This window comes from Streptomyces sp. NPDC056231 (genome assembly GCF_048270745.1).
In the GTDB taxonomy this organism is placed as follows: domain Bacteria; phylum Actinomycetota; class Actinomycetes; order Streptomycetales; family Streptomycetaceae; genus Streptomyces.
The window spans coordinates 63754-78378 of sequence record NZ_JBLVKW010000002.1 but is presented as its reverse complement, the minus strand read 5'-3'; the positions used below and the strand labels follow the sequence as shown (position 1 = coordinate 78378).

17 protein-coding genes are annotated in these 14625 nt (G+C 69.0%); 5 read left to right on the top strand and 12 right to left on the bottom strand.

The genetic code is table 11. The features are described 5' to 3' along the window. Positions 1 to 39: 39 nt before the first annotated feature. On the bottom strand, positions 40 to 441 hold the full coding sequence (locus ACNPQM_RS02290; RefSeq protein WP_418082654.1) for a MerR family transcriptional regulator: 402 nt from the start codon (positions 439 to 441) through the stop codon (positions 40 to 42). 28 nt (positions 442 to 469) lie between these two features. Here ACNPQM_RS02290 and ACNPQM_RS02285 point away from each other — a divergent pair, with 28 nt between their 5' ends. Beyond that, positions 470 to 1279 carry a methyltransferase domain-containing protein gene (locus tag ACNPQM_RS02285; protein WP_418082653.1) on the top strand — a complete coding sequence of 270 codons (810 nt, stop codon included), beginning with the start codon at positions 470 to 472 and terminating at the stop codon, positions 1277 to 1279. A gap of 84 nt (positions 1280 to 1363) precedes the next feature. Here the strand turns inward: ACNPQM_RS02285 and ACNPQM_RS02280 are convergent, their stop codons facing one another. The 5 genes from ACNPQM_RS02280 to ACNPQM_RS02260 all read right to left on the bottom strand — a co-directional run bounded on the left by ACNPQM_RS02280 (position 1364) and on the right by ACNPQM_RS02260 (position 5892). Beyond that, positions 1364 to 2713, bottom strand: a complete 1350-nt coding sequence (locus tag ACNPQM_RS02280; protein WP_418082652.1) for a dicarboxylate/amino acid:cation symporter — start codon at positions 2711 to 2713, stop codon at positions 1364 to 1366. 415 nt (positions 2714 to 3128) lie between these two features. Next, positions 3129 to 3422, bottom strand: a complete 294-nt coding sequence (locus ACNPQM_RS02275) for a DUF4229 domain-containing protein (RefSeq protein WP_358858354.1) — start codon at positions 3420 to 3422, stop codon at positions 3129 to 3131. A gap of 101 nt (positions 3423 to 3523) precedes the next feature. Then, on the bottom strand, positions 3524 to 4048 hold the full coding sequence (locus ACNPQM_RS02270; protein WP_418082651.1) for a GNAT family N-acetyltransferase: 525 nt from the start codon (positions 4046 to 4048) through the stop codon (positions 3524 to 3526). Positions 4049 to 4169: 121 nt separating this feature from the next. Continuing rightward, complete coding sequence (gene mqnE / locus ACNPQM_RS02265; protein WP_418082650.1) at positions 4170 to 5333, bottom strand: aminofutalosine synthase MqnE; 1164 nt, start codon at positions 5331 to 5333, stop codon at positions 4170 to 4172. 103 nt (positions 5334 to 5436) lie between these two features. Continuing rightward, on the bottom strand, positions 5437 to 5892 hold the full coding sequence (locus ACNPQM_RS02260) for an Lrp/AsnC family transcriptional regulator (RefSeq protein ID WP_266984550.1): 456 nt from the start codon (positions 5890 to 5892) through the stop codon (positions 5437 to 5439). A gap of 132 nt (positions 5893 to 6024) precedes the next feature. Here ACNPQM_RS02260 and ACNPQM_RS02255 point away from each other — a divergent pair, with 132 nt between their 5' ends. Beyond that, positions 6025 to 6159: a hypothetical protein gene (locus tag ACNPQM_RS02255; protein ID WP_358858358.1), complete on the top strand. Its 135-nt coding sequence runs from the start codon at positions 6025 to 6027 to the stop codon at positions 6157 to 6159. Positions 6160 to 6182: 23 nt separating this feature from the next. Here ACNPQM_RS02255 and ACNPQM_RS02250 read toward each other — a convergent pair whose 3' ends face one another. After that, positions 6183 to 6854, bottom strand: a complete 672-nt coding sequence (locus ACNPQM_RS02250; protein WP_358858421.1) for a UbiX family flavin prenyltransferase — start codon at positions 6852 to 6854, stop codon at positions 6183 to 6185. A gap of 177 nt (positions 6855 to 7031) precedes the next feature. Here ACNPQM_RS02250 and ACNPQM_RS02245 point away from each other — a divergent pair, with 177 nt between their 5' ends. Next, on the top strand, positions 7032 to 7586 hold the full coding sequence (locus ACNPQM_RS02245; protein WP_418082826.1) for a rhomboid family intramembrane serine protease: 555 nt from the start codon (positions 7032 to 7034) through the stop codon (positions 7584 to 7586). On the opposite strand, the gene mqnP is transcribed toward ACNPQM_RS02245, so the two are convergent. Together mqnP and ACNPQM_RS02235 are read right to left on the bottom strand one after the other, a co-directional pair. Beyond that, positions 7576 to 8493, bottom strand: a complete 918-nt coding sequence (gene mqnP / locus ACNPQM_RS02240; RefSeq protein WP_358858359.1) for a menaquinone biosynthesis prenyltransferase MqnP — start codon at positions 8491 to 8493, stop codon at positions 7576 to 7578. The genes ACNPQM_RS02245 and mqnP overlap by 11 nt on opposite strands. Further along, positions 8490 to 9947 (bottom strand): menaquinone biosynthesis decarboxylase, encoded by a 1458-nt coding sequence (locus tag ACNPQM_RS02235; RefSeq protein WP_418082649.1) that lies wholly within the window; start codon positions 9945 to 9947, stop codon positions 8490 to 8492. The genes mqnP and ACNPQM_RS02235 overlap by 4 nt, the downstream gene beginning before the upstream one ends. A gap of 89 nt (positions 9948 to 10036) precedes the next feature. Between ACNPQM_RS02235 and ACNPQM_RS02230 the strand changes: the two genes are divergently transcribed. Then, positions 10037 to 10441 (top strand): PLD nuclease N-terminal domain-containing protein, encoded by a 405-nt coding sequence (locus tag ACNPQM_RS02230; protein WP_418082648.1) that lies wholly within the window; start codon positions 10037 to 10039, stop codon positions 10439 to 10441. A gap of 181 nt (positions 10442 to 10622) precedes the next feature. Continuing rightward, entirely contained in the window at positions 10623 to 11066 is a 444-nt protein-coding gene (locus ACNPQM_RS02225) for a nucleoside deaminase (protein WP_418082647.1), read from the top strand. Positions 11067 to 11202: 136 nt separating this feature from the next. On the opposite strand, the gene ACNPQM_RS02220 is transcribed toward ACNPQM_RS02225, so the two are convergent. The 3 genes from ACNPQM_RS02220 to resB are packed head-to-tail and all read right to left on the bottom strand — an operon-like array spanning position 11203 to position 14624. Continuing rightward, positions 11203 to 11742, bottom strand: a complete 540-nt coding sequence (locus ACNPQM_RS02220) for an SRPBCC domain-containing protein (RefSeq protein WP_418082646.1) — start codon at positions 11740 to 11742, stop codon at positions 11203 to 11205. 51 nt (positions 11743 to 11793) lie between these two features. Further along, positions 11794 to 12882 (bottom strand): c-type cytochrome biogenesis protein CcsB, encoded by a 1089-nt coding sequence (gene ccsB / locus ACNPQM_RS02215; protein WP_418082645.1) that lies wholly within the window; start codon positions 12880 to 12882, stop codon positions 11794 to 11796. Then, positions 12879 to 14624 (bottom strand): cytochrome c biogenesis protein ResB, encoded by a 1746-nt coding sequence (gene resB, locus ACNPQM_RS02210; protein ID WP_418082644.1) that lies wholly within the window; start codon positions 14622 to 14624, stop codon positions 12879 to 12881. Before resB ends, ccsB begins: the two co-directional genes overlap by 4 nt. Position 14625 lies beyond the last annotated feature (1 nt).

Genomic DNA, 14625 nt, shown 5'->3' with positions numbered 1-14625 from the left:
CGCAGCGTCTTCCCGTCGCGTCGCAGACGCATGTGCCGCTCAGAGCCCGAGTGCCACGTGCGTGCGGTAGTGGGGGCACCGGGTGAAGTCGTCGTGCTCGCAGTCCAGCGCGCACTCGACCAGGTCCAGCGAGGCCTGCACGTCAGCGATACGGGTGCGCAGCCGCGCCGCCTCACCGACGAGCACCGCCCGACGCTCGGCGGGGTCCGCGGCGGAGACCAGAACCCGGATCGCATCCAGGCCGAGACCCGCCCGCTTGGCACGGACGACGACCGCGACCCGGGTGAGGTCGTCCGTGCCGTAACGCCGTCTTCCCGCACCGTCCCGGGCGGGCGTCACGAGCCCCACCGCTTCCCAGTGCCGCAGCACGTGCGCGGGCAGCCCGAAGCGTGCCGCCGCGTCCCCGATGCTCAGCAGAGTCCCCGCCTCGCTTGACTTCATGCCGACATTAAGTCGCAGCCTGGCGGCCATGGACAAGTCCCGGACCACACCCCCGACCGCGCCCGTGCCGGCATCCCCGGCCACGCCTTCCACCACCTCATCCACCACGGCTCTCGCCGCGCTCCTCGATGCGGCCGAGCGGATCCCGGGCGCCGCCGCGCTCCGGCGCCACAGCTACGAACTGCTCCGGGCAGGAGCGGACACCACCGTCGTCGACATCGGCTGCGGGACCGGAACCGCGGTCGCCGAGCTGTCCGCGCGCGGTGCCCGGGTCGTCGGCGCGGACCTCGACGCGCGGATGGTCGCCGTCGCCCGGGAGCGGCTCCCCGGCGCGGACATCCGGAGGGCGGACGCGTATGCCCTCCCCTTCCCCGACCACAGCCTGCACGGCTACCGCGCCGACAAGGTGTTCCACGCCCTCGCCGACCCCGCCGCCGCACTGCGCGAGGCGCGACGCGTACTGATCCCCGGCGGGCGGGCCGTCCTCATCGGACAGGACTGGGACACCTTCGTCATCGACTCCGACGACCCCGCACTCACCCGCACCGTCGTGCACGCGCGGGCCGGTACCGTGCCGAGCCCCCGGGCCGCCCGCCGCCACCGGAATCTGCTGCTGGACGCAGGCTTCGATGACGTCGTGGCGGAGGTGCGCACGGCAGTCCTCACCGACGCCGCGGCGCTGCCGATGCTCACCGGACTGGCAGCGGCGGCCAGGGACACGGGCGCCCTCACCGCCGGGGAGGCCTCGGCCTGGACCGCGGACCAGCGCGCACGCGCCCGAACCGGGCGGCTGTTCCTCGCCCTCCCGCTCTTCGTCGCCGTGGGCACCGCTCCCTGAGAGGCCGGCCCGCGCCCGCGCAACGGCGAGCGCCCCCGGTCCGTCGGCTGACGGACCGGGGGCGCTCGGCGGAAGCCGTGCTCGTCACGCGGCGACCGGCACGCTCACCTGCTGCTCGGCGTCGCGCACCTCGACGTCGTCGATCGGGGAGGACGAGGCCGAGTGGTACGCGTCGAGGTCGAGGATCTTCTCGCGGGCCGAGACGATCACCGGGACCAGTGCCTGGCCGGCCACGTTGGTGGCCGTACGCATCATGTCCAGGATCGGGTCGATGGCCATCAGCAGACCGACACCCTCCAGCGGCAGACCCAGCGTCGACAGCGTGAGGGTCAGCATGACCGTCGCACCGGTGAGACCGGCGGTGGCCGCCGAGCCGATCACCGAGACGAACGCGATCAGGATGTAGTCACCGACACCCAGCTGCACGTCGAAGATCTGGGCGATGAAGATCGCCGCCAGCGCCGGGTAGATCGCGGCGCAGCCGTCCATCTTCGTGGTCGCCCCGAACGGGACGCTGAAGCTGGCGTACTCCTTCGGGACGCCGAGACGCTCGGTGACCTTCTGGGTGACCGGCATCGTGCCGACCGAGGAGCGGGAGACGAAGGCCAGCTGGATCGCGGGCCAGGCGCCCTTGAAGAACTGGACCGGGTTGACCTTGGCGACGGTGGCGAGCAGCAGCGGGTACACACCGAACAGCACCAGGGCGCAGCCGATGTAGATGTCGGCGGTGAACGTCGCGTACTTGCCGATCAGGTCCCAGCCGTAGTCGGCGATCGCATAGCCGATGAGGCCGATGGTGCCGATGGGGGCGAGCCGGATGACCCACCACAGGGCCTTCTGGAGGAGCTCCAGGATCGACTCGCTGAGGGCGAGGATCGGCTGGGCCTTCTCGCCGAGCTGGAGCGCGGCGATACCGGCGACGGCTGCCATGAAGACGATCTGCAGGACGTTCAGCTCGGTGAACGGGGTGATCACGCTCGTAGGGATGATGCCGGTCAGGAAGTCGAGCCAGGAGCCCGCGCCCTCCGGCAGCTTGCCGTCCTTCGGGGTCAGGCCGGTGCCCGCACCCGGGTTGGTGATCAGACCGATCGCAAGGCCGATGGCGACTGCGATCAGCGAGGTGATCATGAACCAGAGCAGCGTGCGGGTGGCCAGCCGGGCGGCGTTGTTGACCTTGCGCAGGTTGGTGATCGACACCAGGATCGCGAAGAAGACGAGAGGCGCGACGGCCAGCTTCAGCAGCTGGACGAAGATGTGGCCGACCTTGTCGAGCGTGGTGTAGAGCCAGCCGATGTCCTGGCTGCGGGCGAGCCACCCGAGCAGCACGCCGAGGACGAGACCGGCGACGATCTGGGCCCAGAACGGGACCTTGGGTATACGGAAGCCGGAGCCGGACGGCTTGCCGGCGGTGGCGGACGCGGGATTCGCGGACACGGACACACTCCTGATGTGACGCATCGGGGCGCACGGGAACGAGACGGGGGACGGGGGTGCGGCGCCCGCGCCAGGGGCGGCGCCGCTGCATGGTGCCGGTTCGACGTTGCGGCTAACAGACCGCGGACATACAGCGGCAGAGATCGACATGCAGGCGCGCCACGAGCGGAATGCTCGCCGAACGGCGGGGGCGCACAGCTGTCTTCATGCCGAACACGTTAACACTTGAACTTTGAGAGACTCAAAGGTCTTCTTTGGGAAACCATGGCCTGCCCGGCCCCGGAAAATGACGAAACCCCAGTACACGAGCGGGAAGCTCGGTTCTGGGGTCCAGAAGAAGATCTCTGCGGCTGTGAGGAACCTTACGTGCCCCACACCCGACACCCGCGCGGCCCTCGCGGGCTCCACGCGCTCGCTATGCGGCGTCGTCCTCCTGGCCCTGGTTCGCCGCCAGCCGCGCCTTGGCGCGGTCGATCCTGGGAGCGATCTGCGCGGACATCTCGTCACGCTGCTTGCGCAGCAGGACGTAGCTGAGGGGCGCGGAGAGAACCAGGGCCAGCAGGATGACCCACATGACGTTGGATCCGCCGAGCCCGGAGGGCAGCAGACCGTAGGTGACAGCCACGGCGACGACGGCGAGACAGCCGACGAAGATGCTGAGACGCATCAGGGTGTACCGGATCGTTGCGCTCGGCTTGGCAGCGGACACGGCTGGCCTTCTCTCTACGTACGGCAATCCTGCCCGACCAGTGAAGCATGCCCCGATATCGATCGCTTCGGCGGGCAGGTTCAGCCCGATGACCCCTGCGGTCAGCCCAGCGGGAGCAGCATGATGACGTCGTCGCGGTCGTCCCCGTCGGCGACCCGGATCCCGCCCGGCACCCGCCCGACCTCCTGGTAACCGCACGACCTGTAGAAACGGTCGGCGCCGGTGCCGCCCCGGCAGGTCAGCCGGATCGCCTCGATGCCCTCGAACCCGCGGGCCGCCTCCGCCACGGCGGACATCAGGCCCCGGCCGTAGCCCTTGCCCTGGTGCCGGGGGTGGACCATCACCGTGTAGATCCAGAGCCAGTGGGTCATCAGCCGGTGCGTGTTGTGGGTGAGGAAGGCGGTGGCGGCGACGGCGCCCTCCTCGTCGTACCCGACCAGCAGCCGGGTGTGTCCCTCGGCCATCGAGACGAGATGCTTGACCAGTTCGGGCCGGATCTCCTCGGTGGTGACGGGTGGTATGAAGCCGACGGCTCCGCCCGCGTTGGAGACATCGGCCCAGAGCGCGGTGATGCCGTCCCGCAGCGCGCCGTCGAACTTGGGGTCGAGCTCGAAAGTAAGTGCCATAAGGGCAGGTTACCTATTACCGAATGAGTGGCTCAAGAACCGTCCGGTACGCGAGAAAGCCCCGGCCGGGAACGGCGGCCGGGGCTTTCGTACGAAGTGGTGCGCAGGGACGTGCCGGACGTCAGACGCGCATCGGCTGCGGCGCCTCGCGACGCTCCGCGTCCGGCCCCGGGTACTCACGGATGATCTCGTACCGGGTGTTGCGCTCGACGGGGCGGAAGCCCGCGTCCCGGATCAGGTCCAGCAGGTCGTCACGGCCGAGCTTGTTCGGCGTGCCGTAGTTGTCCGCATCGTGCGTGATCTTGTACTCGACGACCGAGCCGTCCATGTCGTCCGCGCCGTGCTGCAGCGCGAGCTGGGCGGTCTGCACGCCGTGCATCACCCAGAAGACCTTGACGTGCGGGACGTTGTCGAAGAGCAGACGCGAGACCGCGAAGGTCTTCAGCGCCTCGGCGCCGGTCGCCATCGTCGTCCGCGCCTGGAGCTTGTTGCGGACCTTGCCGTCCTTCATGTCCACGAAGTCGTGCTGGTAGCGGAGCGGGATGAAGACCTGGAAGCCACCGGTCTCGTCCTGCAGCTCGCGCAGTCGCAGCACATGGTCGACGCGGTGACGCGGCTCCTCGATGTGCCCGTACAGCATCGTCGCCGGGGTCTTCAGACCCTTCTCGTGCGCGAGGCGGTGGATGCGCGACCAGTCCTCCCAGTGAGTGTCGTGGTCCACGATGTGCTGGCGGACCTCCCAGTCGAAGATCTCCGCGCCGCCACCGGTCAGCGACTCCAGACCGGCCTCGATCAGCTCGTCGAGGATCTCGGAGGCGGAGAGCCCGGAGATGGTCTCGAAGTGGTGGATCTCGGTGGCGGTGAACGCCTTGAGGGAGACCTGCGGCAAGGCTTCCTTCAGCGCACTGAGGGAGCGCGGGTAGTAGCGCCACGGGAGGGTGGGGTGCAGCCCGTTGACGATGTGCAGCTCGGTGAGGTTCTCGCCCTCCATCGCCTTCGCAAGGCGGACGGCCTCCTCGATGCGCATCGTGTACGCGTCCTTCTCGCCCGGCTTGCGCTGGAACGAGCAGTACGCGCACGAGGCGGTGCATACGTTCGTCATGTTGAGGTGCCGGTTGACGTTGAAGTGCACGACGTCACCGTTCTTGCGCGTGCGCACCTCGTGGGCGAGGCCGCCGAGCCAGGCCAGATCGTCCGACTCGTAGAGGGCGATGCCGTCCTCACGGGTCAGCCGCTCCCCCGCACGGACCTTCTCCTCCAGCTCGCGCTTGAGCCCAACGTCCATGCGGCTGCCTCCCAGATGTCTCTGACGTGCTGTTCGTTCCACCGGATTCCGCCGTGACACCGGCAGAAACCCCCGGTCCCCCGGGGGCTCCACCACGTTACGCCTACGACTCCTCGGGCAGTTCCCCGACCCGGTTCTCCCACTTGGTGGAGAGCACGATCGTCGTACGGGTCCGGGAGACGCCCTTCGTGCCGCTGAGCCGGCGAATGGTCTTCTCCAGGCCGTCGACGTCACCGACCCGCACCTTGAGCATGAACGAGTCGTCGCCCGCGATGAACCAGCAGTCCTCGATCTCGGCGAGGTCCTTGAGCCGGCGCGCGACGTCCTCGTGGTCGGCGGCGTCGGAGAGCGAGATGCCGATCAGGGCCGTGACCCCGAGCCCGAGCGAGGCGGCGTCGACAGTGGCGCGGTAGCCGGTGATGACACCGGCGGTTTCCAGCCGGTTGATGCGGTCGGTGACGCTGGGCCCGGAGAGCCCGACGAGCCGCCCCAGCTCGGCGTACGAGGCCCTGCCGTTCTCCCGCAGGGCCTGGATGAGCTGCCTGTCCACCGCGTCCATATGACTGAAACCTTCCATTGTTCAGCAGTACCGCGAGTCTACGTGTAGAATCTAAGGCATACAGAGCTCACGCCCTGTAAATCTTTCAGATATTCCAAAAAGTGCTTTCGAATCCTCAGGAGTGAAAACACCGTGTACACGATCGAGATGGCCTACGCCCGGATGCGCGAGCTGCAGGACCTGGCCAACCGCTCGCGTGCCCACCAGCCCGCCGCCGCGCACCGGGTCGACAAGACCCGCACCCCGCGCGCCCCGAAGAAGCGCTGAGTCCCGCCGGGACGAACCCGGCCTCAGTCACGGGAGCCACCGAGCTTCCCCTCCCACCGGCGGTACAGCTGGTGCGGCACCCCTGCCGCGTCCAGCACCCGCCCCGCGACGAAGTCCACCAGATCCTGGATGTGCGTCGCGCCCGCATAGAACGCCGGAGAGGCGGGCAGCACCACGGCGCCCGCCTCGTCCAGGGCCACCAGATGCTTCAGCGTCTGACCGTTCAGCGGAGTCTCGCGCACCGCGACAACCAGCTTCCGCCGCTCCTTGAGCGTCACGCTCGCGGCCCGCTGCAGCAGATCCTTCGAGAGTCCGAGCGCCACTCCGGCCACACAGGCCGTCGAGGCGGGAACGATCAGCATCCCCTTCGCCGGGTACGACCCCGAGGACGGCCCGGCCGCGAGATCACCGGCTGCCCAGTGCCGTACGCCGTCGAGCTCCGCATCACCCAGCTCGAAGGTGTCCGGCTTCCCGTCCGCGCCGCGCGCCAGCCAGCTCCGCAGGTCCTCCTGCCAGCGTGCGTCGCGGAAGGCGATCCCCGTCTCGTCCAGCAGCGTCAGCCGCGAGGCCCGGCTCACCACCAGGTCGACGCTCTCGCCCGCAGCCAGCAGACCACGCAGCACGGCGGCGGCGAATGGTGTGCCTGAGGCACCCGAAACCCCGACAATCCAAGGCTGCCGCTGCTGCTGACTCACTGAAGTCCCGGATTCCACACCCCCGAGCCTATCCGGCACGGGAGTTGCGGAACCGAGCGAGGGGCTCCGCGCGTTCCGACTGATGAAGGACAGGCCGTCGACGGCCAAGGACAGGGGGCGGCCGTGACCGGTACCCGTACAGGCACCTCCGCGCGGGCGACAACGGCCGGCGCGCTGATGCTGGGCTGGATCGCACTGCTGTGGGTGCTCGAAGGCATCGACACGGCGACCGGCCAGGCACTCGACACCTACGGCATCACCCCGCGCGAGCCGGCCGAACTCCTCGACATCGTGCCCGCCGCGTTCCTGCACAGCGGGTGGGAGCATGTCGCCTCCAACACCGTCCCGCTGCTGGTCCTCGGCTTCATCGCCGCCCTCGGCGGGATACGCCGGTTCGCCGCTGTCGTCCTCACCGTCATCGTCGTCAGCGGCTTCGGCGTCTGGCTGACCGCGCCGCCGCACACCGTCACGCTCGGCGCGTCCGGCGTCGTCTTCGGCCTCTTCGGTTATCTGCTGGTCCGCGGCTTCGTCGACCGGAGGCCACTCGACGTCGTGGTGGGTGTCGTGATCGCCGCGGTCTACGGCTCCCTGCTGTGGGGAGTCCTGCCGACCGACTCCGGGATCAGCTGGCAGGGGCATCTGTTCGGGCTGATCGGAGGGGTGGGCGCGGCGTTCGCGTTCCGCCGCCCGCGCGGTAGCACCCGCCCCGCACCCCCCGCCTTCACGGTGTGAGGCCGCGCACCAGCAGGTCCAGCAGGGCGCATGCGAACAGCGCGATCCCGATGAATCCGTTGACGGAGAAGAACGCCCGGTTCAGCCGGGACAGATCGTGCGGCCGCACCACGCGGTGCTCGTACACGAACGCCACGGCGACGATCACCATCCCGATCCAGTAGAGCAGCTCCGCACCCGTCGCCAGGCCGAACCAGACCAACAGCCCGGTCGTCACCGCATGGCAGACCCGAGCCCCCCACAGCGCGGCCGGGATCCCGAAGCGGGCCGGGACAGAGAACACGCCGTGCGCGCGGTCCGCCTGGACGTCCTGGCAGGCGAAGATCAGGTCGAAGCCGCCGATCCAGATGCCGACCGCGAGGCCGAGTATCACCGCGTCCCACGACCAGCTGCCGGTGACCGCCAGCCAGGCCCCGATGGGCCCCATGGCCTGCGCGATGCCGAGGATGGCGTGCGGGAAGTGGGTGAACCGCTTGCCGTACGGATAGACGACCATCGGCACGACGGCGATCGGCGCGAGCGCCAGACACAGCGGGTTCAGCAGCGCGGCGGCGCCGAGGAAGACGACGACCGCGACGAGCGCGCCCGTCCACGCCGACCTCACGGAGACGGCACCGGTGACCAGCTCACGGCCGGCGGTACGCGGATTACGGGCGTCGATCTCGCGGTCGATGATCCGGTTCGCGGCCATGGCGAACGTGCGCAGCCCGACCATCGCGATGGTGACGAGCAGCAGACGCACCCAGTGGATGGTCTCGTCGAGGTGGAACATCGCGGTCAGCGAGGCGATGTAGGCGAAGGGCAGCGCGAAGACCGAGTGCTCGATCATCACGAGCCGCAAGAACGCCTTGACCCTGCCGGTCGGTTGCGCGGGCCCGGGGCCCAGCGTCGCTTCGGCCGCACTCACAGCCCGTACTCCTTCCATCGGCGGTCGACCTTCGCCGCCGTCTCCGGGTCGGACTCGACCATGTCAGGCCAGCCGCCGTCCCGGGTGTAGCCCTCCTCGGGCCACTTCTTCGTCGCATCGATGCCCGCCTTGCCGCCCCAGAACTGCTGGTAGGAGGCGTGGTCGAGATGATCGACCGGGCCTTCGGTGACAGTGAGGTCCCGGGCGTAGTCGGTGTTGCCGAGCGCCCGCCAGGCGACCTCGTGCAGATCGTGGACGTCGCAGTCGGAGTCCACGACGACGATCAGTTTGGTCAGCGACATCATGTGCGCGCCCCAGATGGCACTCATCACCTTCTGGGCGTGCTTCGGGTACTTCTTGTCGATCGAGACGATCGCGCAGTTGTGGAAGCCGCCCGCCTCCGGAAGGTGGTAGTCCACGATGTCCGGCACGATGATCTTGAGCAGGGGCAGGAAGAACCGCTCGGTGGCCCGCCCCAGCGGCCCGTCCTCGGTCGGCGGCCGGCCCACCACGATCGACTGAAGCAGCGGACGCTTCCGCATGGTCACGCAGTCGATGGTCAGCGCGGGGAACGGCTCCTGCGGCGTGTAGAACCCGGTGTGGTCGCCGAACGGCCCCTCGGGAAGCATCTTCCCGGGCTCCAGCCACCCTTCGATGACGACCTCCGCCTGCGCCGGGACCTGCAGCGGCACGGTCTTGCAGTCGACCATCTCGATCCGCTTGCCCTGGATGAACCCGGCGAACAGGTACTCGTCGATGTCCCCGGGCAGCGGGGCGGTGGACGCGTACGTCACCGCGGGCGGCGCCCCGAACGCGATCGCGACGGGCAGCCGCTCCCCACGCTTGGCGGCGACCTGGTAGTGGTTGCGGCTGTCCTTGTGGATCTGCCAGTGCATCCCGATGGTGCGCCGGTCGTGGCGCTGGAGCCGGTAGAGCCCCAGGTTCCGTACGCCGGTCTCCGGGTGCTTGGTGTGGGTGAGCCCCAGGTTGAAGAAGGAGCCGCCGTCCTCGGGCCAGGTGAAGAGTGCGGGCAGCCGGTCCAGGTCCACGTCGTCGCCGGTGAGGACGACCTCCTGCACGGGGGCGCTGTCCGACTTCACCTTCTTCGGCGGCACGTGCACCATCGAGCCGAGCTTGCCGAACGCCTCGCGCACTCCGACGAAGCCGTGCGGCAGCTCCGGCTTCAGCAGGCCGCCGATCCTGTCGCTGATATCGGCGTACGACTTCAGCCCGAGCGCCTTCAGCAGCCGCCGGTCGGTCCCGAAGACATTCATGGCCAGGGGCATCGACGAGCCCTTGACGTTCTCGAAGAGCAGGGCGGGGCCGCCCGCCTTGTTCACCCGGTCGACGATCTCGCCGACCTCCAGGTAGGGGTCGACCTCGACCTTGATGCGCTTGAGCTCGCCCTCGCGCTCCAGCGCCCGGAGGAGGGAACGAAGATCGTCGTAAGCCATGCGGTCCAGTATCGGCCACCGGCTACCCTGGGCCCGTCACCGGGGCGGGACAGTGCCCCGCCATCTCTCCGCGGGGGGACCCTTCCACCATGTTCCGGGCCTTGATCTATCTCCTGCCTTTTGCGCTGACGATCTACGCGTTCATCGACTGTCTGAACACCCCGGAGGACGAGGCCAGGCACCTGCCGAAGATCGCCTGGGTCTTCATCATCCTGCTCTTCTGGGTCGTCGGCCCGATCGTGTGGCTGGCCGCCGGCAAGCTGCGTCAGGCACCCGCCGGAGGCCGTACGCCCTCCGAATGGCACCGCAATCACCGCCACGAGTGGGTGGCGCCGGACGACAATCCGGAATTCCTGAAGGCGCTGAAGGAAGAGAACAAGAAGGACGAGTCGCTCCTCAAGGACTGGGAGGCGGATCTGCGCCGCCGCGAGGAGGAGCTCAAGCGCCGGGAGAGCGGGGCGGGTCCCGAGGGGTCCGCTCCGCCCGCCTCGTAGCGCGCAGGCTCACAGATACAGCGGCCGCCCCGGCCGTTCGAGCACGGGCAACCGTGCTGTCCGCTCCTGCGGGCTGAGCGCTTCTAGGGCCGCGTGCACCACGCGCATCGATCGGCGGTCCGGGGGCGGCGACCACCCGGGGGCACCGCCCCCGCGCACCGACCACCAGGAGAGGACGCGCATGAACGACACGGCCATGCTCGCCACCGCCCTCGCAGAGGCCCGCGCCGGTCTCGCCGAGGGCGGCATCCCCATCGGCGCGGCACTCTACGCCGCGGACGGCACGCTCCTCGGCAAGGGCCACAACCGCCGCGTCCAGGACGGAGATCCGTCTGCGCACGCGGAGACCGCCGCCTTCCGCGCGGCCGGCCGGCAGCGTTCGTACCGCGGCACGACCATGGTCACCACGCTCTCACCCTGCTGGTACTGCAGCGGCCTGGTCCGCCAGTTCGGCATCTCCCGGCTGGTCATCGGCGAGGCCGCCACCTTCCACGGCGGCCACGACTGGCTGGCCGAGCACGGTATCCAGGTCGTACTGCTCGACGACCCCGAATGCACCGCCCTGATGCGGGAGTTCATCCGCGACCACCCCGACCTCTGGAACGAGGACATCGGCGCCGAATAGCGTTCGAAAATCCTCACCCTCCTCCCACACGCCGCCGATATCCTGGTGTTGACGATGTGACGCCGTGCCGCAACGTCACGGTGCGGTACGCGTCGCTCGCGCACCCGGACGCCTGGGCGGCGGGGAAGCCCCCGGCTCAGAACTGCTTGCAGCCGTCCTCCGCACCGTAGCTCTCGCGCAGTTCCCGCCATCGGGCCAGGGTCCACCGCGACCAGTCGGCGGGGTGCCCGTCCAGGGCGTCCACCAGGTACTCGAAGTGGTTGTGCCAGCCCGCCAGGCAGTCCAGCCGCAGCGCATCATCGCCGTGGAACTCGTTGCTGAAGCGCAGGAGCACGTGTTCGCCGCGCGGCGGTTCCAGGTGGAAGCGGATCCGGCCGTGCACCCCTTCGAGGGTGTACTCGGCGACGCGCTCGACGTCCCAGGCGGTGACGGTGCCGGAGGCGACCGTGGCGTTCCCGTCCGGGTCGGTATTGAGCCAGCGCAGTGTGATCGCCCCGCCGATGCGTGGCTCGAACGGGTCGGCGGCCGCGAGCCAGCCCCGCAGCCCCTCGGAACTGGCAACGGCTGCCCACACCCGTGGGACGGGGTGGGGCAGCCGGAGCACGAACCGCAGGAGGTGGTGGTCACCGTGGGTCTCGGCGGTACCACGTTCGATCACGGGGAGTGCGTCGGTCATGGTTCCAGCGTGGCCCGGTGGGGCGCGTTCCGCACCCGTACGCGGGAACGGTCAGACGCCGGCGTAGGAGTGCTTGCCGGTGACGAAGATGTTCACGCCGTAGTAGTTGAAGAGCCAGCAGCCGAACGCGATCAGCGCCAGGTAGGCAGCCTTGCGGCCCTTCCAGCCCGCGGTGGCGCGGGCGTGCAGGTAGCAGGCGTACGCGACCCAGGTGATGAAGGACCAGACCTCCTTGGGGTCCCAGCCCCAGTAGCGGCCCCAGGCGTCGCCCGCCCAGATCGCGCCCGCGATGATCGTGAACGTCCAGAGCGGGAAGACGGCGGCGTTGATGCGGTACGAGAACTTGTCGAGGGTCGCCGCGGCGGGCAGCCGGGACAGCACGGAGTGGGCGAAGGAGCCGGGCTCGGTGCCGTTCGCCAGCTTGTTCTCGTAGCTGTCGCGGAACAGGTAGAGCAGCGTGGCGACCGCGCCGATATAGAAGACGGCGCCGCAGATGATGGCGGTGGAGACGTGGATCCACAGCCAGTACGAGTGCAGTGCGGGCACCAGCTGGTCGCTGGAGGTGTACAGCACGGTGGTCGCGATGCCGAGGTCCAGCAGGACGGTGGTGACCAGCATCAGGCCCATCCAGCGGACGTTCTTCTTCAACGCCATCAGGATCAGGTACGCGGCGACGGCCACCGTGGAGAAGGTGATCGAGAACTCGTACATGTTGCCCCAGGGGGCACGCTGCACGGACATCGCGCGGGCGATGACACCACCGGCCTGGACGAGGAAGGCGACGACGGTCAGGGAGACCGCGATCCGCCCGTACAGGTCACCCTTGAACGTGCCCCCGGCGGCACCGGGGCCGTCCGGGACGTCCCGCGAGCCGGCGGCGGACCTCGTGATGATCTTCGGCCGGTCCAGTACGGCGGTGGCGCGGCCCTTCTGCGCGACCTGGACCTGGATCTTCGCCGAGGAGGCGGCGGCCTCGTCCCCGGTCAGCGCGGCGGCGGTCCGGCCGACCTTGCTGCGGCTGCCGAACACCCACTCCGCGATGTGCGCGAAGAAGGCCAGGGTGTAGACGGCCATCGACGAATAGATCAGCACATTGCTGGTGTGTGCCAGATTCTCGTTGGTTGCGGCGGCGAGATTCACTTCTCAGCCCCTTCGGCAGGTTCTTCGGAAAGTGCTTCGGCAGTTGCGTCGTCGTGCGCGGTGGGCGCCATGTCATGGAGGGTGACCGCGAGATCACTCAGCTCCTCGGGAAGCTTCGCGGACTCGCTGCGGCCCAGCCCCGCCATCTCCACGACGGTGACGCCGTCCGCTCCCCGTACGGCCCGGACCCAGACCCGGCGCCGCTGGATGAACAGCGATCCGGCCAGACCGGCGATGGCCCCGATGGCTCCGGTGAGCGCCCAGCCGCTGGCGGGCTGCTGCGAGATCTGGAAGCTGGCCCACTGCTCGACGCCTTCGAAGGTGATCGATCCGGCGCCGTCCGGCAGCTTCATCGTCTCGCCGGGCAGCAGCCGCTGCTTCAGCTTGTCGCCCTTGCTGTCCTTGAACGCCCACATCTTCGAGGTGTTCAGCTGGTACACGTTCTGCGGGAGTCCGGAGTCGACACCGAGGCTGCCGTGGTAGCCGTTGAGGGCCAGTACCGGGAAGTCCGCGGCCGGGAACTGGGAGAACATCGTCCCCTTGCCGTTGCCGGCGAACGTCGGCACGAAGAACGCCTGGAAGCCCAGCTGGTCCCTCTTGCCGGTCCCGTCCTTGTAGCCGTCCATCACCTTGATCGCACCGGTCGAGGTGACGTTCGAGTCGATCGGCAGCAGCGGCACGGCGGCCTTGTAGACCTCCTTGCCCCTGCCGTCCTTGACGGAGACGACCGGGGCGTAGCCGTGCCCGATCAGATAGACCTTGGAGCCGTCGACCACCAGCGGCTCGTTGACCTTGATGACCGCCTTCTTCGGCTTGCCGTACGCACCCTCGGCGTACGTGACGTGGGCCTCGTACTTGCGGGGCGTGCCGATCTGCGGGCCGCTGCGCTCGTACGTGCCGACGAACTTGTCGAGAGTGAAGCTGAACGGGGCGAGCGAGTCGGGGTCGTACAGCGAACCGGACTTGAAGTCGTCGTACTGCGTCAGCGTGTTGGAGAAGCCGTCGCCCTCGACGATCAGCTTGCCGCCCTCGGACTTGAAGAGCTGCCCGGTGGCGAAGGCCACCAGCATGACGATCAGCGCGATATGGAACATCAGGTTCCCGGCCTCGCGCAGATAGCCCTTCTCCGCGGCGACCGCATCGCCGTCCACGTGCGCCCTGAAGCGCCGCTTGCGCATCATCGCGAGCGCTGCCTCGCGGACCTGCTCGGGTTCGGCGTCGGTGCGCCACGTCGTGTAAGCGGGCAGCCGGGTCAGCCGCTTGGGGGCGCCCGGCGGCCGGCTGCGCAGCTGGCCGATGAACTGGCCGGTGCGCGGCACGATGCAGCCGATGAGCGAGATGAACAGCAGGATGTAGATCGCGGAGAACCACACCGAGCTGTAGACGTCGAAGAACTGGAGCTTCTCGTAGATCGGCGTGACGGTGGTGTGGGCTTCCTTGAAGGTCTGCACCTTCAGCTCGTCCACGCTGTTCTGCGGGATCAGCGAGCCGGGGATGGCCCCGAGCGAGAGCAGGAAGAGCAGGATCAGCGCGACCCGCATCGAGGTGAGCTGGCGCCAGAACCAGCGCGCCCAGCCGATGACGCCCATGGCGGGCAACGAGGCCAAGGCCTCTTCGCGCGGGGCGGTGGAGAGCTGCGAGCCGGCCGCGCCGAGCTCGGCCGCGTTCTCCCGCTCCTGCCGGCTCTCACGCTCGCGCTCGTTCGCGCGCTCTTCGGCCGCGTTGGTCTTGGTGTTGCTCATG

What these genes read in the sequence shown, in the direction of transcription:
- ACNPQM_RS02245 (WP_418082826.1), top strand. Translation starts at nt 7,032, where the DNA reads ATGCTGGGCTGGATCGCACTGCTGTGGGTGCTCGAAGGCATCGACACG.
- ACNPQM_RS02290 (WP_418082654.1), bottom strand. Translation starts at nt 441, where the DNA reads ATGAAGTCAAGCGAGGCGGGGACTCTGCTGAGCATCGGGGACGCGGCG.
- ACNPQM_RS02260 (WP_266984550.1), bottom strand. Translation starts at nt 5,892, where the DNA reads ATGGACGCGGTGGACAGGCAGCTCATCCAGGCCCTGCGGGAGAACGGC.
- ACNPQM_RS02270 (WP_418082651.1), bottom strand. Translation starts at nt 4,048, where the DNA reads ATGGCACTTACTTTCGAGCTCGACCCCAAGTTCGACGGCGCGCTGCGG.
- ACNPQM_RS02230 (WP_418082648.1), top strand. Translation starts at nt 10,037, where the DNA reads ATGTTCCGGGCCTTGATCTATCTCCTGCCTTTTGCGCTGACGATCTAC.
- mqnE (WP_418082650.1), bottom strand. Translation starts at nt 5,333, where the DNA reads ATGGACGTTGGGCTCAAGCGCGAGCTGGAGGAGAAGGTCCGTGCGGGG.
- ACNPQM_RS02220 (WP_418082646.1), bottom strand. Translation starts at nt 11,742, where the DNA reads ATGACCGACGCACTCCCCGTGATCGAACGTGGTACCGCCGAGACCCAC.
- ACNPQM_RS02235 (WP_418082649.1), bottom strand. Translation starts at nt 9,947, where the DNA reads ATGGCTTACGACGATCTTCGTTCCCTCCTCCGGGCGCTGGAGCGCGAG.
- ACNPQM_RS02285 (WP_418082653.1), top strand. Translation starts at nt 470, where the DNA reads ATGGACAAGTCCCGGACCACACCCCCGACCGCGCCCGTGCCGGCATCC.
- ACNPQM_RS02225 (WP_418082647.1), top strand. Translation starts at nt 10,623, where the DNA reads ATGAACGACACGGCCATGCTCGCCACCGCCCTCGCAGAGGCCCGCGCC.
- resB (WP_418082644.1), bottom strand. Translation starts at nt 14,624, where the DNA reads ATGAGCAACACCAAGACCAACGCGGCCGAAGAGCGCGCGAACGAGCGC.